10 protein-coding genes are annotated in these 18,820 nt (G+C 74.3%); all 10 read left to right on the top strand.

The features are described from left to right. Positions 1 to 13 precede the first annotated feature (13 nt). The 10 genes from QHG49_RS03695 to QHG49_RS03650 all read left to right on the top strand — a co-directional run bounded on the left by QHG49_RS03695 (position 14) and on the right by QHG49_RS03650 (position 18,811). Positions 14 to 1,216 (top strand): isochorismate synthase, encoded by a 1,203-nt coding sequence (locus QHG49_RS03695; protein WP_301487204.1) that lies wholly within the window; start codon positions 14 to 16, stop codon positions 1,214 to 1,216. Between the two features lie 154 nt (positions 1,217 to 1,370). Next, positions 1,371 to 1,610: a phosphopantetheine-binding protein gene (locus QHG49_RS03690; RefSeq protein ID WP_145484379.1), complete on the top strand. Its 240-nt coding sequence runs from the start codon at positions 1,371 to 1,373 to the stop codon at positions 1,608 to 1,610. Beyond that, a complete protein-coding gene (locus QHG49_RS03685; protein ID WP_301487203.1) occupies positions 1,607 to 2,461 on the top strand; it encodes a siderophore-interacting protein in 855 nt (284 codons plus the stop codon). The genes QHG49_RS03690 and QHG49_RS03685 overlap by 4 nt, the downstream gene beginning before the upstream one ends. A gap of 142 nt (positions 2,462 to 2,603) precedes the next feature. Continuing rightward, positions 2,604 to 3,602 carry an ABC transporter substrate-binding protein gene (locus QHG49_RS03680; protein WP_301487202.1) on the top strand — a complete coding sequence of 333 codons (999 nt, stop codon included), beginning with the start codon at positions 2,604 to 2,606 and terminating at the stop codon, positions 3,600 to 3,602. After that, entirely contained in the window at positions 3,599 to 4,621 is a 1,023-nt protein-coding gene (locus tag QHG49_RS03675) for an iron ABC transporter permease (protein ID WP_301487201.1), read from the top strand. The genes QHG49_RS03680 and QHG49_RS03675 overlap by 4 nt, the downstream gene beginning before the upstream one ends. Continuing rightward, positions 4,618 to 5,613 carry an iron chelate uptake ABC transporter family permease subunit gene (locus QHG49_RS03670; protein WP_301487200.1) on the top strand — a complete coding sequence of 332 codons (996 nt, stop codon included), beginning with the start codon at positions 4,618 to 4,620 and terminating at the stop codon, positions 5,611 to 5,613. The genes QHG49_RS03675 and QHG49_RS03670 overlap by 4 nt, the downstream gene beginning before the upstream one ends. Further along, positions 5,610 to 6,395 (top strand): ABC transporter ATP-binding protein, encoded by a 786-nt coding sequence (locus tag QHG49_RS03665; RefSeq protein ID WP_145484388.1) that lies wholly within the window; start codon positions 5,610 to 5,612, stop codon positions 6,393 to 6,395. Before QHG49_RS03670 ends, QHG49_RS03665 begins: the two co-directional genes overlap by 4 nt. Before the next feature lies 1 nt (position 6,396). Then, the gene (locus QHG49_RS03660; protein WP_301487199.1) at positions 6,397 to 16,386 is read left to right on the top strand and encodes a non-ribosomal peptide synthetase; all 9,990 of its coding nucleotides are present in this window, start codon (positions 6,397 to 6,399) and stop codon (positions 16,384 to 16,386) included. Next, positions 16,383 to 17,786, top strand: a complete 1,404-nt coding sequence (locus QHG49_RS03655) for a DHA2 family efflux MFS transporter permease subunit (RefSeq protein ID WP_159707146.1) — start codon at positions 16,383 to 16,385, stop codon at positions 17,784 to 17,786. The genes QHG49_RS03660 and QHG49_RS03655 overlap by 4 nt, the downstream gene beginning before the upstream one ends. Then, a complete protein-coding gene (locus tag QHG49_RS03650) occupies positions 17,786 to 18,811 on the top strand; it encodes a 3-deoxy-7-phosphoheptulonate synthase (RefSeq protein ID WP_301487198.1) in 1,026 nt (341 codons plus the stop codon). Before QHG49_RS03655 ends, QHG49_RS03650 begins: the two co-directional genes overlap by 1 nt. The last annotated feature ends 9 nt before the right edge of the window (positions 18,812 to 18,820 follow it).

Genomic DNA, 18,820 nt, shown 5'->3' with positions numbered 1-18,820 from the left:
AGGATGCACCGACGTGTCCCTATCCACCCTGATGCGCCCCAGCCCCATGCACCGGCCCTCCGACCTGCTGGCGGCCTACCTCACCGGCTCGTTCTACTTCTCCTCGGCACGCGGCACCCTGCTCGCCGACGGTGTGCACACCCGGGTACGCGCCGGGAGCGGCGCCCGGGCCCTCGCCGCGGCCGAGGCGCTGGACGCGGCGGCCGCGGCCGGACTGCCCGATCCCGTCGTGGTCGGGGCCGCCGGATTCCGTCCGGACGGTGACGCCGGCCTGCTGGTCCCCGCGGTCGTACGGCGCGCGGGCGCCCCCTCCGCCCTGGCCGGCCATCTGCCCCAGCCGGGATCCGGCACCGGGTGGACGGTTCGGCCCCGCCCCGAACCCGAGGGCTACACCGCCGCGGTGAGCCGGGCGCTGGAGCTGATCGGCGACGGCGAGCTGCGCAAGGTGGTGCTGGCCCGTTCCCTGGAGCTGACCGGCGAACATCCCGTGGCCGTGCCCGCGCTGCTGACCCGGCTGGTCCACGCCGACCCGGCGTCCTACGCCTTCGCCGCCGATGTCACCGCCCCCGGTGACCCCGCCCCGCGCACCCTGGTCGGCGCCAGCCCCGAGCTGCTGGTGTCCCGGCGCGGCGCCCACGTGACCGCCAACCCGCTGGCCGGGTCCGCCCCCCGGGCCGGTGACGAGAGACTCGACCGGGAACGGATCGCGCGGCTGCGCGACTCGGCGAAGGACCTCGGCGAACACGCGCACACCGCCGCCCAGGTGGCCGAGGTGCTCGGCCGGTTCTGCGCCGACCTCGACGTCCCCGAGCGCCCCGAGGTGATCGGGACACCGACGATGTGGCACCTGTCCACCCGGATCACCGGACGGCTGCGGGACCCGCTGGACCCGGCCAGCTCCGCGCTCGGCCTGGCCGAGGCGCTGCACCCCACCCCCGCCGTCTGCGGAGTGCCCGCGCCCCGGGCCCTCACCGCCATCGCGGAACTGGAGCCCGAGGACCGCGGCTACTACGCGGGCATGGTCGGCTGGAGCGGACTCGACGGCGACGGCGAGTGGGCGGTGACGATCCGCAGCGCCGAGGTCTGCGACCGCACCGTACGGCTGTTCGCCGGAGCCGGCATCGTCCCCGGTTCCGACCCACAGGCCGAACTGGCCGAGACCTCGGCCAAGTTCCGCACCCTGTTGCGCGCCCTCGGCCTCGAACACCTCGTATGAACCGCGCCGCGGGCCCTGGCCGCCCTCCTGTCCGGCAGCCGCGGACCCCGGCAACGGCACGGCACCCCGCCCGTCCCGACCTTCCCAACCGTCCCATCTGTCCGGCCCGATCGCCGACCCCGCCGTCGGCACCCATATCCCGAGGAGTCAACCGATGAGTGAGGCACTGTCACCCGAGCGCATCCGCACGGACGTCGCGGAGCTGCTGGGCTGTGCTCCCTCCGAGATAGCCCCCGACGACGACCTGCGCGACCTCGGTCTCGACTCGGTACGGCTCATGACCCTCGTCGAGCGCTGGCGGGCGGACGGCGCCGGCGACCTCGAACTGCCCGACCTGGCGGAACGTCCCGAACTGGCCCACTGGCAGGCCCTCCTGACGGGCGAGAAGGCATGAGCCGCACCGAGCACCGGCCCGGCCACCTGGAGCGGATCGAGGAGGTCCTGGCCGGACCCCGCCCCGAGAAGGTGCGCTACCCGATCCGCGTCCGCCGCACCGAGGTCGTACGCACCACGACGGTCGGCGCCGGTCTGCTGCGGGTCACCCTGGGCGGACCGGGCACCGAGGGGTTCGAGGCGCACTCGCCCATCGACCACGTCAAACTCCTCTTCCCCGAGCCCGACGGATCGCTGCGCCTGCCAAAACCCGACGGCGACCTGCTGAAGTGGCCCCGCCCCGCGCCCACTTCACGGGAGTACACCGTGCGCCGCTACGACCCGGAGACGGGCGAGATCGACATCGACATCGCCCCGCACGAGGGCGGTCTGGCCTCGGACTGGGCCCAGCGGGTACGCCCGGGCGCCGTCCTGCATGTCGCGGGACCGCCCGGCGGGCTGATCGTCCCGCCCGTCTACGACCGCTATCTGCTGGTCGGCGACATCACGGCACTGCCCGCGATCGCGCGCTGGCTGGAGGAGCTGCCCCGGGACGCGGAGGGCTGGGCGTTCATCGAGGTCGCCGGCGCGGCGGAGGAGATCGAACTGTCCGCCCCGGCCGCCGTCGAGGTGCGCTGGCTGCACCGCGGCGACCGCCCGGCGGGCACCGGCGACGCCCTGGTACAGGCCGTCACCGCCGTACCCGTCGCCGAGGGCGAGCGGCTGTACGCGTGGATCGCCGGCGAGGCCGGACAGATCAAACCGCTGCGGCGCTGGGTCCGCGACGAACTGCGCCTGGACCGGGCCGACTACGAGATCACCGGTTACTGGAAGCGCGGCATCGCCGACTTCGACGACGAGCACGAGCACTGACGGCACGTCGTCCCGGCCGTCCCACCACCCCCACCCCTTTATCCACCCACGAATTCCTTCCGGCGACCTGCCGGAAGGCCATGGACCGAGGCACAACCGCTCGAAGGAGCGGACCGGTCTCGCATGTCAGAAGGAGTCGCACATGTTCACGCGCAGATCAGCGGGTCTCGTCGGTGCCGTCGCACTGGCCCTGACCCTGAGCGCGTGCGGATCGTCCCACGACGACGCCGCGGGCAAGCCCGAGAAGAACGACACCCGGGTCTTCACCGCGGACAACGGCAAGGTGACGATCCCGGTCCACCCCAAGCGCGTGGTGGCCACCGGCTACGCCGTGCCCACGCTGATCGAGGCCGGCGCCCCGCTCGTCGGCATCTCCTCCTGGCAGCGCGGGGAACCGATGATGGACGGCCAGGAAATGGCCACCTACAAGAAGCTGACCAAGGTCGCGGGCGAGCAGGCCTCGGAGACCAACTACGAGGCCATCGCCGAGGCCAAGCCCGACCTCATCGTGCTCGGCGTCCCGGTGCCGGTGCTCGGTGACATCGACATGAAGCGGCTCAGGTCCATCGCCCCCGTCGTCGCGATCGGCCCGACCCTGCCCTCCCAGTGGCGTGACGTGTCCACCAAGCAGGCGGACGCGGCGGGCGTGCTCACCAAGTACGAGTCCGACAAGGCCACGTACGAGGCCGAGGCGGCGAAGCTGAGGAAGAAGTACCAGAAGGTGCTGCCCCAGCTGAAGCTCGGCCACGTCGGCGCGTACGGCGACACCTCCAAGGGCACCTTCCAGCGCGAGTTCAACGGCTCGTGGGGCACCAACGTGGCCCAGGACGTCGGCGCCGAGTACTACGGCAAGGTCAAGAAGGCCGGACCCGGCTCCAAGTCGGTGAGCGAATACCCCTCCATGGAGCAGATCACGGACTCCCTCGGCCAGGCCGACGCCATCACCTACTCGGTCGACGCCGACGGCAGCGTCCCGGACTCGGTCAAGTCCGTCCTCGACTCGAAGCTGTGGAAGAACCTGCCCGCGGTCAAGAAGAAGATGACGTTCCCGATCGCCTACACCGAGGCGTCGACCTACGGGGACGCCCTGAAGACCCTGAAGGCGATCGACAAGGCGTTCGCGCCCCTGCTCGACAAGTGACCGCCACGGACCGCCCCGACCAGGGGGAGTCACCCGGGCGGGACCTGAGGAGGACCGGCCTGCTCATTGGCGGGCTGGTCCTGCTGGCCGCGGCTGCCGTCCTCAGCATCGCCGTCGGCGCCCACGCCGTACCCCCCGCCGATGTGGTCAGGGCCCTGTTCGACTACCGAGGAACGAACGACGACGTGATCGTACGAGACGTCCGGGCCCCCCGGGCGCTGCTGGCGGCGGCCGTCGGCGCCGCCCTCGCGGTCGCGGGCGCGCTGATCCAGACCCTCGCCCGCAACCCCCTCGCCGAGCCCGGCGTCCTCGGGGTCACCGCGGGCGCGGGGTTCGCGGTCACGGTCGGCGCCGCGCTCGGCCTGGCCGGCGGGCAGGGCGGCCAACTCCTGTGCGCCGTCGCCGGTTCGGTGCTGGCCGCCCTGCTGGTCCTGTCGGTGGGACGGCGCGCGCCCCTGCGCCTCGTCCTCACCGGCGTGGCCCTCACCGCCGTACTGGGGGGCATCGCACTGGGGCTGCGGCTGATGAACCCGAAGCTGTTCGACGCCTACCGGTTCTGGTCGGTCGGGACCCTCGCCGGACGCGAACAGGAACCGCTGACCCTGCCGCTCGTCGCCATCGGCATCGCCCTCGTGGCGGCGCTGGCACTGGGGCGGTCCCTCAACGCCCTGGCACTGGGCGAGAACGTGGCCCAGACCCTGGGCGCCGGGGTGGCCCGCACCCAGGCCGTCACGCTGGTGCTCATCACCGTGCTCAGCGGCGCCGCGACCGCGGTGGCGGGCCCCATCCTGTTCGTCGGCCTGATCGTGCCGCACCTCGCCCGCAGGGCGGCCGGCGGCTCGGTGCCCTGGCTGGTGCTGTACTCGATGGTCCTCGGTCCCGTGCTGCTGCTGGCCGCCGACACCGCGGCCCGCGTGCTGCTGCCCACCGGGGAGATGCCGGTGGCCATCGTGACCGCGTTCCTCGGCGGCCCCATGCTGATCTGGACCGTCCGCCGCTACGGGGCGGGGGCACTGTGACCGGGTACGCTCCGCGGGTCGCGCGCCGCCCGCTGCTGGTCGCCGTCGTCCTGGCCGTCCTGGTCCTCGCGCTCGGCCTGCTCGGGCTGTGCTACGGCGCGTCCTGGGCCTCCCCCCAAGAGGTGCTGTCCGCCCTCACCGGGCGGGAGCGGTCCGTGGTGATCATCGACTGGCGGCTGCCCCGGGTGGCGGCCGGCGCCGTCTTCGGGGCCGCGCTCGGCGTGGCGGGAGCCATCTTCCAGAACCTGACCCGCAATCCGCTCGGCAGCCCCGATGTGATCGGCCTGGACGCCGGCTCCTACACCGGAGCGCTGTTCGCGATGACCGTGCTGTCGGGCACCTCCGCCCAGCTGGCCACCTCCTCGGTGGTCTGCGGACTGCTCGTCTCGGCCGTCGTCTACCTGCTCTCCGTCGACCGGGGCTTCTCCGGGCTGCGCCTCGTGGTGATCGGCATCGCGGTCAACGCGATGGTGACCGCGCTGAACTCCTGGATCGTGCTCCGTGCCGACCTGGACATCGCGATCGCCGCGGTCGGCTGGAGCGCCGGTTCCCTCAACGGCGTGGACTGGTCGGACCTGTGGATCCCGTTCTGGGTGATCGCCGTACTGCTGACGATCATCGCCGTCCAGGCCCGCGCCATGCACCAGACCGCGCTCGGTGACCCGCTCGCGGTCACCACCGGGGTCGCGCTCGGCCGGTTGCGGCTGCTCATGGTGCTGGTCGGCGTCGGCTGCACGGCGACGGTGACCGCGGTCGCCGGACCCATCGCGTTCATCTCGCTGGCCGCTCCGCAGATCGGCCGCCGGCTCGCCGGCTCGGCGGGCATCCCCCTGCTCCCGGCCGCCCTGACCGGGGCCGTCCTGCTCCAGGGCGCCGACCTGATCGCCCAGGCGCTGCTGGCGCCGGTCGCGCTGCCCGTCGGTGTGGTGAGCACCGCCGTCGGGGGCTGCTATCTGATCTGGCTGCTGACCAAGGAGGTGAGGCGCGCATGAGCGCACGCCTGACCGCGCGGGAGATCACCCTGCGCTACGGCGACCGGGTGGTGGCCACCCGGCTGAGCCTCGACATCCCCGACGGCGCGTTCACCGCGGTCGTGGGCCCCAACGCCTGCGGGAAGTCCACCCTGCTGCGCGCGTTCGTCCGGCTGCTGCGCCCCGCCGAGGGACACGTGGAACTCGACGGGCGCGAGGTCGGGTCGTACCCGTCCAAGGAACTGGCCCGCCAGGTCGGCTTCCTGCCCCAGGACCCGCTGGCCCCGGACGACGTCAAGGTCCGGCAACTGGTCGCCCGCGGCCGGTTCCCGCACCAGTCGCTGCTGTCCCTGTGGTCCGAGAGCGACGAGCGGGCCGTCACCGAGGCGATGGCCGCCGCCGGCGTCTTGGAACTGGCCGGCCGGCCCGTCCAGGAGCTGTCCGGCGGGCAGCGGCAGCGGGTCTGGATCGCCATGGCGCTCGCCCAGCAGACCCCGTATTTGCTGCTCGACGAACCCACGTCCTTCCTGGACATCACCCACCAGTACCAACTGCTGCGCCTGCTGGCCCAGCTGCGCGACCAGGGCCGCACCGTCATCGCCGTACTGCACGACATCAACCAGGCGTGCCGCTTCGCGGACCACCTGGTGGCCATGCGCGACGGACGGGTGGTGGCCGAGGGCAGGCCCGCGGACATCGTGGACGCCGCGCTGATCAAGGACGTCTTCGATCTGCCCAGCGTCATCGTGCCCGACCCGGTGGCCGCCACCCCGATGGTCGTCCCCACACTGCAAGGAGAGTGAGTTGACCACCCCACCCGCCCCCGCGGACCGACTGCTACCCCTGACCGGCGCCCAGTCGGGCATCTGGAACGCGCAACGTCTGGAACCGGACTCGCCGTACTACGTGGTCGGGGACGTGGTGGAGATATCCGGCGGCGAGCGGCCGATCGACCCGCAGGCGCTCGCCGAGGCCGTCCGGGCGACCACCGAGGAGGCCGAGAGCCTGCGCCTGCGGGTGTACGACACCCCCTCGGGCCCGCGCCAGACGGTCAGCGACACCCCGGTGGAGCTGCCCCGGATCATCGACGTCGGCGGCGCGAGCGACCCCACGGCCGCGGCCGCCGCCCTCGTCGAGGCCGAGCGGGCCCGCGCGGCCGAGCACTGCCGCGCGATGGTGGACCGGCCGCTGTACGAGCCCGTCGTCATCCGGCTCTCCGACCGGGAGGTCTGGTACACCCAGCTGGGCCACCACCTGGTCTTCGACGGCTACAGCGGAGCCATGGTGGCCCGCCGCACCGCCGCCCACTACACCGCCCTGGTGCGGGGGACCGAACCGCCGCGCCGCACCTTCGGGACGCTCGCCGACGTCGTCGCCGCGGACCGTGAGTACCGGGAGAGCGAGCGCGCGGCGGCCGACCGCGCCTACTGGGTGGACCGGTTCACCCCGCTGCCCGACCTGGACGACGTGCGCACCTTTGCCGGCCCCTCCGGCCGCTCGCTGAGCGCCCGCACCCGCCTCACCCCCGAACAGACCGCCCGGCTGCGCGAGTTCGCCGACCGGGAGAAGGCCACCTGGGGCGAGGCGCTGATCGCCTGCTACGCCGCCTTCCTGCACCGCATGCTGGGCCGCACCGACGTGGTCTTCGCGCTGCCGCTGATGTGCCGGACCGCCTCCGCCGAACTGCGCACCCCGGTCATGGCCGTCAATGTGCTGCCGCTGCGGGTGGACGTGCACGGCGGGGACGACTTCGGCGAGCTGACCCGCCGGGTCGCCGCCGCGCTGCGCGAGACGCGCCGGCACCAGCGCTACCGGGGCGAGGACCTGCCGCGCGACCTCAAGGTGCCCGGCGCGGGCGCGCTGCTGCACGGCCGCGGCATCAACCTCAAGGCGTTCGACCTGGCACTGGACTTCGACGGGGCGACGGGCCTGATGCGCAATGTCGCGGGCGGCCCGCCCGAGGACATGGGCCTCGCGGTGCTCCCCACCCCCGACGGCGGACTGCACCTCGGCTTCGAGGTGGACGCCCGCGACAACGACCAGGAGAGCGTCGACGGCAAACTGGCCGGATTCCGCGCGCTGCTGACCGGCCTGCTCGACGGACGGACCGTGGCCCGCGTCCCCATGGGCGGTGCCGACGGCGAGGTCCCGGCCCCCTGGACGCCCGCGGCCCTGCCCGGCACGCCGCTCCTCGTGCCGGACGCGTTCGACGCCATGGCCGCCGCGGCCGCCGCCGGTGACACCGCCCTCGTCTGCGGCACGGACCGGCTGTCCGCCGGTGAACTGGCGGGCCGGGTCCACCGGTTGGCCCGCGCGCTGCGGGCCCGGGGCATCGGACCCGACGACGTCGTGGCCCTCGCGCTGCCCCGCTCCGCCGACCTGGTCACCGCGCTGCTCGCGGTCCTGGACGCGGGCGCGGCCTTCCTCCCCCTGGACACCGCCTACCCGCCCCAGCGGCTGCGCGCCCTCGTCGAGGACGCCCGCCCGGCCCTGGTGGTCACCTCCGGCGCGGTCGACGGCCTCCCCTGGGACACCCTGCTCGCCGAGGCCGCGCCGCTGTCCACCGCACCGCTGGCACCGGGCGAACTGGCCGCGCCCCGCCACCCGGAGCACCTGGCCTACGTCATCCACACCTCCGGTTCCGCCGGACGCCCCAAGGGCGTGCTCGGCCGGGCGGGCGGCCTGGCGGCGCTGCTGCACCACCAGCGCGCCGCGGTCGTCGCCGAGACGGAGCGCGCCACGGGCCGCCGCCTGCGCGTCGCCCACACCTACTCGTTCGCCTTCGACTCGGCCTTCGACCACCTCGTATGGCTGCTGTGCGGACACGAACTCCACGTCTACGACGCCGAGACCGTCCGCGACGCCGACGCGCTGCTCGCGGCGTACGCCCGGGACGGCATCGATGTCGTCGACACCACGCCCTCGATGGCGGCGGCCCTGGTCGACGGGGGACTGCTCGACCTGCGCCCGGCCCTGCTCGTCCTCGGCGGCGAGGCCACACCCCCGGCGCTGTGGCAGCGGATCGTGGCCTCCGGCGTCGGCGCCCGCAACATGTACGGGCCGACCGAGGCGACCGTGGACAGCACCACCGCGCCCGTCACCGGGGACGCGCCCACCATCGGCCGGCCGCTCGCCGGCACCCGCGCCTACGTCCTGGACCACGCCCTGCACCCGGTGCCGCCGGGCGCGGTGGGCGAGCTGTACCTGGCGGGCCCGCACCTGGCCCGCGGCTACCTCGGCATGCCCGGTACGAGTGCCGAGCGTTTCGTCGCCGACCCGTACGGGGCGCCCGGGGAGCGGATGTACCGCACCGGCGACCTGGCCCGCTGGGTCCCCGGGCGCGGCCTGGACTACCTGGGCCGTGCCGACGGCCAGGTGAAGGTGCGCGGCCACCGGGTGGAGACCGGCGAGGTCGAGGCCGCGCTGGCCGCGCTGCCCGGAGTCACCGCCGCTGCCGCCGCCGTACGCTCCTCCCGGCTGGTCGGCTACGTCGTGTCCGCCACCGTCACCGCCGACGTGGTGCGCGCCCGGCTGGCCGAGACGCTGCCCGAACACCTCGTACCCGCCGCCGTGGTGGTGCTCGACGCGCTGCCCCTCACCCCCAACGGCAAGCTCGACCGCGCCGCGCTGCCCGCACCCGTCAGTGCGGGCGGCGGCCGGGAGCCCCGCACCGAGCCGGAACGCCTGCTGTGCGCGGCGCTCGCCGAGGTGTTCGAGGTCGAACGGGTCGGTGTGGACGACGACTTCTTCACCCTCGGCGGGGACAGCATCTCCGCGATCACGGTCAGCAGCAGGCTGCGCGCGCTGGGCCTCGAACTGCGGCCCCGGGACCTGCTGGCCCGCCGCACCTTCGCCTCCCTCGCCGCCTTTGCCGTACCCGCCGAGGCGACGGACGAACCGGCCGACGACCCGACCGGGCCCGTCACCGCGCCGCCCATCGTGCGCGACCTGCTCGATGCCCACCCGGACCTCGACGTGGTCGCCGGATACGCCCAGTGGACGGCCCTGCGCGTCCCCGAACTCACCCTGGAAACCCTGGACATGGGGGTCCGGGCGATCCTCGACCGGCATGACGCGCTGCGGCTGCGGGCCGGCGAGGACGGCCTGGAGATCCTGCCCCGGGGCGCGGTGCCCGCCGTCGTCACCGAGGTCCACGGCGCGGACGCCGCCACGGTCGCCCGTCAGCTGGCGGACGAACTGGACCCGCGCCGCGGCGACCTGCTGCGGGCGGCCCTGCTCCGCACCGGCCCGGACGCCCCGGACGAGGTGGTCCTCGTCGTGCACCACCTCGCCATGGACGGCGTCTCCTGGCGGATCGTCATCCCCGATCTGCACGCGGCCTGCACGGGCGGCACCCTGCCGCCGGCCGGTGCCTCCTGGCGGCGGCACGCCACCCTCCTCGCCGAACAGGGCGCCGCCGGAACCCGGCGGGACGAACTCGGCCACTGGCGCACCGCCCTCGCCTCCGCGACCCGCCTCGGCACCCGGCCCCTGGACCGGACGAAGGACACGGTCTCGACCGCCCACCGCTCGGTCACCACCGCCTCCCCGGCCGTCACCGAGGCCCTGCTGACCACACTGCCCGCGGCCTACCGCGCAGGTGTCGACGAGATCCTGCTCGCGGCCCTGGTCCTGGCGCTGCGCGAGTGGGGCGCCGAGGGGGACGCGGTGACCGTCACCCTGGAGGGACACGGCCGCGAACACCTCGATCTCGCCCGCACCGTCGGCTGGTTCACCAGCGAGTACCCGGTGCGGGTACCGGCGGCCGGCGACCCGGGGGACGTGCTGCGGGCCGCCAAGGAGGCCAAGCGGGGCGTCCCCGGACAGGGACTCGGCTACGGCGTGCTCCGCCACCTGGACCCGGCGGGCGCCGAACTGGCCGCCGTACCGCCGCCGGACGTGCTGCTCAACTACCTCGGCCGCTTCGCGCCGTTGACCGGCACCGGATGGCGACTGCCCGAGGAGGACGCCTTCTCGGTGCTCGAACCCGGCGCCAAGGCCCTGGAACAGGTACTGGCCCTCAACTGCTTCGTCCACGAGGGGGACGAGCCCCGGCTCGCCGTCGAATGGACGGCCGCCACCGGCGTCCTCGGCGCCGAGGCGGTGGCCGCCCTGCACACGGCGTGGGACCGGGCCCTGGAACTGCTGGCCGACCACGCCCGGCACGCCACCGGCGGCCTGACCCCGTCCGACCTCCCGCTGGTCGGCCTCGACCAGGACACCATCCGGGCGCTGGAGCGCTCCGGCCCCGTCGAGGACGTGTGGCCCGCCACCCCGCTCCAGGTCGGACTGTCCTTCCACACCCTGGTCCGCGACGACCCGGACACCGATGTGTACGTCGTCCAGGCCGTCACCACCCTGGAGGGCGAACTCGACCCCGAGCGGATGGCGCGGGCCGCGCGGGAACTGCTGCGCCGCAACCCGTCGCTGCGCGTGCATCTGGCGCAGACGGGCGACGAGGTGGTGCAGGTGGTGCCCGCCGAGGTCACCCTGGAGTGGCGCCGCGACGACGACTTCGAGCGGGCCGTCCAGGCCGAACTGGCGCGCCCCTTCGACCCGTCCGGGCCGCCGCTGATCCGTTTCCTGCTCTCCCGCGTCGGCCCCGCCGAGCACAGACTGGTGATCACCAACCACCACGCGCTGCTGGACGGCTGGTCCATGCCGCTGGTCGGCCGCACCCTGCTCGGCATCTACGCCGAACTGGGCGGCGGACCGCAGGTGCCGCCCGCCGCCGACGTCCGCGAGTACTACCGCTGGCTGGCCGGCCGGGACCGCGAGGCGTCCCTGGCCGCGTGGCGCGAGGCACTCGACGGTGTCGACGGCGCCACCCGGCTGGCACCGGCGACGGCCGGGACCTCGGTCGAGCGGCCCGGCCGGATCGCCATCGACCTGGGCCCGGACTTCAGCGAACGGCTGCGCGCCTTCGCCCGCGACCGGGGCGTCACCCTGACCACGGTGCTCCAGACCGCGTGGGGCCTGCTCCTCGGCAGGCTCACCGGGCGCGACGACGTGGTGTTCGGCTGCCCGGTGTCCGGGCGGCCCGCCGAGGTGGACGGCGTGGCCGGCATGATCGGCCAGCTCGGCACCACCATCCCCGTGCGGGTGCGGCACACCCAGGACACGACCGTCCGGGAACTGCTGGCACAGGTGCACTCCGAGAGCGTCGCGCTGGCCGACCACCACTACGTCGGCCTGCCCGGCATCCAGCGGATCGCGGGCGCGGGTGAACTCTTCGACACCATGCTGGTGATGGAGAACTTCCCGCTCTCCGACCGCGCCCGCACCCCGCTGGCCCCCGGACTCGACCTGGCCGCGGTGGACATCACCGACGCCACCCACTACGCCCTCACCGTGATCGTGCTCCCCGGGGACACCCTCACCATCGGACTCGGCTACCAGCCCAGCGCCTTCGACGAGCCGACGGTGCGCGACCACGGCCGCCGCCTGCACCATCTGCTGCGCGAGATCGTCGCCGATCCCGCACGGCCCGTGCTCGCCCTGCCCCTGCTCGACGAGGCCGAGCGGGAGCGGATGCTGCGCACCGGCACCGGGGCCCGCCCGGTCCGTGAACGCGGCCCATGGCTGGCGGAGTTCGCCTCCTGGGTGCGCCGCAAGCCCGACGCCGAGGCCCTCGTCTGCCGCGACCGCGCCCTGACCTACGCGGAACTGGACCGGGAGGCCAACCGGCTCGCGCACGCGCTGATCCGGCGCGGCGTCCGGCCGCAGGACCCGGTCGCGGTGTTCCTCGGCCGGGACATCGAGATGACGGTGGCACTGTTCGGCGTGGCCAAGGCGGGCGCGGTGTACGTGCCGATGGACGCGAGCTACCCCCAAGACCGGCTGGCGTACATGCTGGACGACATCGCACCGGCCGCCGCCGTCACCACGGGCGCCGAACTGCCCACCGCCCGCGACATACCGGTGCTGCGCCTCGACGACCCGGACACCCTCGCCGGTATGCCCGGCACCGACCCGGCCGGGGCCCGCGCCAGTCTCACCGAGGACGCGCTCGCCTACGTCATCTACACCTCCGGCACCACCGGACGGCCCAAGGGCGTCGGCGTCACCCACCGCGGCGTACCCGACCTGATCGCCCTCCAGGAGGACGTCGTCCAGGTCACCGAGCACGACCGCTATCTGCACTTCGCCTCGACCGGCTTCGACGTGGCGTTCTGGCAGACCATGGTGCCGCTGCTGTCCGGAGGCACCTCCGTGATCGCCCCCGAGGAGGTACGCGTTCCCGGGGACGAACTGCTGGACTACATCGTCGAGCACCGGGTGACCGGCGTGAACCTGCTGCCGTCGTTCCTGGCGGCGATGCCCGACGACCGCACCGTCGACCCCGACGTGTTCTTCGTCGTCGGCGCCGAACGCCTCGATCCCGAACTGGCCCGGCGCTGGGGCGAGGGCCGGCGGGCGCTGTTCAACGCCTACGGCCCCACCGAGGTCACCATCAACTCCGTCACCTGGAAGTATGATCCGGCCGACCCCGGCCCGCTGCCGATCGGCCGCCCCGACCCCAACGTCCGCGCCTACGTCCTGGACCGCGGTCTGCACCCCGTGGGCACCGGTGTGACGGGCGAGCTGTACCTCGCCGGACCGAGCCTGGCGCGCGGTTACCTCGGCCGGCCCGACCTGACCGCCGCCGCGTTCGTGGCCGACCCCTTCGGGCCGCCCGGCGAACGCATGTACCGCACGGGCGACCTGGTGCGCTGGCGGGCGGACGGCCACCTGGTGTTCCTCGGCCGCGCCGACCACCAGATCAAGATCCGCGGCTTCCGGGTCGAACTGGGCGAGATCGAGTCCGCGCTGACCCGCCACCCCGACGTACGCGCCTGCGCGGTGGTCCTGCGCGAGGGACGGCTCGTCGGCTACGTCATCCCGGTCGACGGCGCCGAGTGCGACACCGCCCGGATCCGCGAGCACCTGGCCGCCGGGCTGCCGGACCACATGGTGCCCACCGCGCTGGTGGTCCTCGACCGGCTGCCGCTGGGCCCCGGCGGAAAGCTCGACACCGCCGCCCTGCCCGCCCCCGACACCGCGACCGCCGGCCGCCGCGAACCCGCCACCCCCGCGGAAGCGGTGCTGCTCGGTGTCTTCCGGGACATCCTCGGCAGCGACGACATCGGACCCGACGACGACTTCTTCGCGATCGGCGGGGACAGCATCGTCTCCCTCCAGGTGGTCTCCCGCGCCCGCCGCCAGGGACTCGGACTGACCGCGCGGGACGTGTTCGAGGGCGCCACGGTCGCCGGGATCGCCGCCCGCGCCCGGGCCCTCACCGAGGACCGCGCCCCGGCGGTCGGCGACGCCCCGCTGACCCCCCTCATGCGGGACCTGCTGCGCCGCGCGGGCACCGCCGCCGACGGCTTCTGCCAGTGGGTGGAGGTCTGCGTCCCGCCCGGCGGCGACGAGCACTCCTGGCGGACCGTGTTCGACAAGGTGCTGGCCCGCCATGACGTGCTGCGCGCCCATCTGGTCGCGGACGCGCTGCGCATCCCGCCGGCCGGTGCGGTGACCGGCGCCGATGTGCTGGTCCGGGTGCCGGTGGCGCCGGACCTCACGGCCGAGGGCCTGCGCGCCCTGGCCGACGAGTGGACCGCCGAGACCCGCGCCGCGCTGGACCCGCGCACCGGACCGCTGCTGCGCGCGATCTGGCTCGACACCGGAGCCGCACGGCCCGGCCGGCTCGTCCTGATCGCCCATCACCTCCTCGTGGACGGCGTCTCCTGGCGCATCCTGCTGGACGACGTGCGCCACGCGTACGACGGCGGCACCCCGGCCCGGCACGGGCTGTCCTTCCTGGCCTGGGCGCGCACGCTCCGCGCGGCCGACCGCGGCGCCGAACTGCCGCACTGGCAGCGGATGACCGCCACCGAGGCACTGGCGGCCCGGCCGCTGGACCCCGCCCGGGACACCGTGGCCACCGCAGCGCACCACGAGATCGCCCTCGACGCCGACACCACCCGGGCCCTGACGACGGCCCTGCCCGCGGCCCTGCGCAGCACACCGGACGCGCCCCTGCTCGCGGCGCTCGTCCGGGCCGTACGCGCCTGGCGCGGCACCCCCCGGCTGCTCGTCGCGCTGGAGAGCCACGGCCGCCCCGCCGACGCGGACCTCTCCCAGACCGTCGGCTGGTTCACCGCCGTCCACCCGGTGCTGCTCGACGCCGACGACGACCCGAAGGCGGTCGCCGAACGGCTGCGCGCCCAGGGCGACGGCCTCGGCCACGGCATCCTCACCACGGCCGGTCTGCTGGACCCGGTCGCACCCGAGATCGCCTGGAACTACCTCGGCCGCTACGCGGGCGCCCCGGACACCGAGACCGCCTGGCAGGCACCCCCGGACGCGGACCCGCTCGGCTCCGGCGGCACCGACGGCATGCCGCTGCCGCACGCGCTGATGGTCAACGCGCTGGTCCGCGAGGACCGGCTCGGCATCCGGCTGACCTGGCCCGGCGCGCTGTTCACCGGCGCCGAGATCGAGCGGCTGGCCGAACACCTGCGGAGCGCGCTGCTCGACGTCGCCGCCGCGCCGGAGATCGGCTCGCTCGACGCCGGCCGGCAGATCGCCGAGGTGCAGCCGCTGACGCCGTTGCAGGAGGTGATGCTGCGGCACTCGCGCACCGAGCGCCCCGACCCGTACACCGTGCAGTCGGCCTTCTCCCTCACCGGGTCCCTGGACATCGAGGCGCTGCGCGGCGCCGGCGCCGACCTGCTGGCCCGGCACCCGAACCTGGGCGCCGTGTTCCCGGCGGACCTCGCGCTCGTCCCGAAGTCCCCGGAACCGGACTTCCGGGTCTCCGACGGACCGGCCGAGGAGGTTCTCGCCGCCGACCTGGCGGAACCGTTCGACCTGAGCACGGGCCCGCTGGTCCGGCTGACCGTGATCCGCCACGACCCCCGGCGCTTCGACCTGGTCCTGACCAGCCATCATGTGCTCTCCGACGGCTGGTCGGCGCCCCGTATCCTCACCGAGCTGTTCGCCCTCTACACGGCACGGCTGCGCGGCGAGGAGGCGGATCTGCCCGCTCCCGTGCCGTTCGGCGACTACCTCGCCTGGCGCGCCGCCCACGAGCCCGACCTCGGCGTCTGGGCCGACGAACTGGCGGGCCTGCCCGAAGGGGACTACCTGGGCGCCGGTGAACCGGGCCCCGCCTGGCAGGAGCCCGAGGTGATCACCTTCGAGGCGCCGCTGGTGGACCGGCTCACCCGGCTCGCGGCCCGGCGCGGTCTGACCCGCAGCACCCTGGTGCAGGGCGCGTGGGCGGTGCTGCTCGCCCGGCGCTCCGGGCACCCGGACGTCTGCTTCGGCGCCATGGTCGCCTGCCGGCCCCCGGAGCTGGAGGGCGTCGAGGAGATCGTCGGACTGCTCGCCAACACCGTGCCCGTACGGGCCCGCCTGACGGGCACGTTCGCCGACACCCTCACCGCGCTCCAGACCCGCCAGCGGGCCCTGGTCGAACACCATCATGTGGCCCTGTCCGACCTGGAACGCGTCACCGGGCGGCGCAGGCTCTTCGACAGCCTCGTGGTGTTCGAGAACTACCCGGTGGACCGGGACCGGCTGCGCGAGCCCGCCCCCGGACTCACCCTCACGGGCACCCGCTTCCGCGAGGCCACCCACCACCCGGTGACCCTGACCGTCATGCCGGACGGCGACACCTGGACCGGTGTGCTCGCCCACCGCTCCGCGGCCGCCGCCGACGGACTCGCCGAGGAACTGCTCGACCTGCTGCGCCACCTGGAGGACCACCTCGACCGAGACGTCCGCACCCTCCTGGAGCGACGATGACCGAGAAGACCGCCGCACCGGCCGAGAAGGTCGACGCACCGCTGCTGCGCATCGCGTTCATCCTGGTCCTCGGCACGTTCATGGCGTCCATCGACGCCACGATCGTCAGCGTCGGCATCGACACCCTGGCGGACGACTTCCACGCCTCGCTCGCCGAGATCCAGTGGGTCAGCACCGCCTATCTGCTGGCCATCGTCACCGCCGTACCCGCCTCCGGCTGGCTCGCCGACCGCCTCGGCGGCCGGCGGGTCTGGCTGGTCGCCGTGGGGATCTTCCTGTGCGGGTCCGCACTGTGCGCCCTGTCCTGGTCCGTGACCAGCCTGATCGTCTTCCGGGTCCTCCAGGGCCTGGGCGGCGGACTGCTGCCGCCGACCGGGCAGGCGCTGCTGGCCCGGATCGCCGGACCCTCCCGCACCGGACGGGTGATCAGCGTCGTCGCGGTCGTCCCGCTGCTCTCACCCGTGCTCGGCCCGCTGGCCGGCGGCGCCCTGCTCGGGGCGGCCTCCTGGCCGTGGCTGTTCCTGGTCAACCTGCCGGTCGGCGTCGCCGCGATCCTGCTCGCCCGCCGCTATGTGCCGGTGGTGGAACCGGCGTCCGGGCGGGCCGCGTTCGATGTGCGGGGGGCCGTACTGCTGTCACCCGGCCTCGCCGTCCTGGTGTTCGGCCTCACCGAGGTCGCCCACGGCAACACGCCCGCGGCGGCCGTGGGCGTGGGCGCGGGCCTGCTCATGCTGGCGGGCTTCGTCGTGCACGGCCTGCGCACCCGGGGCACCCCGCTGATCGACCCCCGGCTGTTCACCCGGCCACCACTCGGCGCGGCGGCCCTGGCCCTGCTGGTCCTCGGCGCGTCCGTGTTCGGTACGACGTTCCTGCTGCCCCTGTACTTCCAGACCGGACGCGGACTGTCGGCCTGGGGGACCGGACTGCTGCTGGCCCCCCAGGGGCTCGGCGCGGCGGCCGGGTCCGTGCTGGTCAACCGCACCATCGACGCGGTGGCCCCGAGGACCCTGGTGATCACCGGCGTCACCCTGGTCCTGGCCGGCACGGTCCCCTTCACCCAACTCGACCACGGACTGCCCGACATCGCGATCGCCCTGGCGCTCCTGGTGCGCGGCTTCGGGATGGCCATGATCGGCGCCCCCGTGATGAACATCGTCTACAGCCGGATCGAACCCCAGCAGATCGCCCGCGCCTCCGGAGCGCTCAACCTCCTCAACACCGTCGGCGGTTCCCTGGGGACCGCGGCCCTCGCCGTGGTCCTCCAGGACCGGCTCGGCGCCCGGCACCAGGACGTCCCCGCGGCGTTCGCCGACACCTTCTGGTGGGTCGTCGGACTCGGGCTGCTGGCCGCGGCCGGGACGACGAGACTGCCCCGGACCCGCGCCCTCAGGAGAGCCTGATGATGCACACACTGCCCGCCCCCGCCGACCTCACCACGGCCCTTCCCCTGTCCACCGCGACGGCCCGGGCCGTCGCCGACCACCGCGACACGGTCGCCGCCGTGCTCGACGGCAGGGACCCCCGGCTGCTCGTGATAGCCGGTCCCTGCTCGGTCCACGACCCCGCCGCCGCCCTGGAGTACGCGAGCCTGCTCGCCGCCGCCGCGCGCCGCTACGCGGACGACCTGGTCGTCGTCCTGCGGGCCTACCTGGAGAAGCCGCGTACGGCGCTGGGCTGGACCGGGCTGCTCAACTACCCCGCCCTGGACGGCAAGAGCGACCTGGCGACCGGGCTGCGCACCGGCCGCGCGTTCCTCACCGAGGCCGCCGCCCTGGGGCTGCCCCTCGCCTACGAGTTCGTCGACCCGCTGCTCGCGCCGTACGTGGCCGACACGGTGTCCTGGGCCGCGATCGGTGCCCGGACGGTGGCCAGCCAGCCGCACCGGCACCTGGGCTCCTGGCTCCCGATGCCGGTCGGCATGAAGAACTGCGTGTCCGGCGCCCTGGGTTCCGCCGTCGACGCCGTCCAGGTCGCCTCCCATCCCCATGCCCTGCCCGTCCTGGCACCGGACGGCCGTCTCACCGTGACGCACACCGTCGGCAACTCCCACGCACACCTGGTGCTGCGGGGCGGCCCGGTGCCCAACTACGACGCCGCCGGCACCGAGCACGCCCGGTCGCTGCTGACGGCGGCCGGTCTGCCGCTGTCCCTCGTCGTGGACGCCTCGCACGGCAACAGCGGCAAGGACCACAACCGTCAGCCGGTGGTCGTCGCCGACCTCGCCGAGCGGATCGGCGACGGGGAGCCGGGCCTGACCGGCGTCATGATCGAGTCGTACCTCTCCGACGGCCGCCAGGATCTCGCGGCGACCGTCCTCCGGCGCGACCTCAGCGTCACCGACGCCTGTCTGGGCTGGTCCCGCACCCTCCCGCTGCTCGACATGCTGGCGCTGGCCGCCAACCGCCGCCGTGCGCGGCGCGCCTGACATCCACTC

Source organism: Streptomyces sp. WP-1 (genome assembly GCF_030450125.1).
GTDB lineage: Bacteria > Actinomycetota > Actinomycetes > Streptomycetales > Streptomycetaceae > Streptomyces > Streptomyces incarnatus.
The sequence above is the reverse complement of the archived record's forward strand: the minus strand, read 5'-3'. Positions and strand labels throughout refer to the sequence as shown.

Bases quoted from the DNA above. Each gene is read 5' to 3' on its own strand.
- QHG49_RS03690 (WP_145484379.1), top strand. From the start codon at position 1,371: ATGAGTGAGGCACTGTCACCCGAGCGCATCCGCACGGACGTCGCGGAG.
- QHG49_RS03685 (WP_301487203.1), top strand. From the start codon at position 1,607: ATGAGCCGCACCGAGCACCGGCCCGGCCACCTGGAGCGGATCGAGGAG.
- QHG49_RS03680 (WP_301487202.1), top strand. From the start codon at position 2,604: ATGTTCACGCGCAGATCAGCGGGTCTCGTCGGTGCCGTCGCACTGGCC.
- QHG49_RS03665 (WP_145484388.1), top strand. From the start codon at position 5,610: ATGAGCGCACGCCTGACCGCGCGGGAGATCACCCTGCGCTACGGCGAC.
- QHG49_RS03655 (WP_159707146.1), top strand. From the start codon at position 16,383: ATGACCGAGAAGACCGCCGCACCGGCCGAGAAGGTCGACGCACCGCTG.
- QHG49_RS03650 (WP_301487198.1), top strand. From the start codon at position 17,786: ATGATGCACACACTGCCCGCCCCCGCCGACCTCACCACGGCCCTTCCC.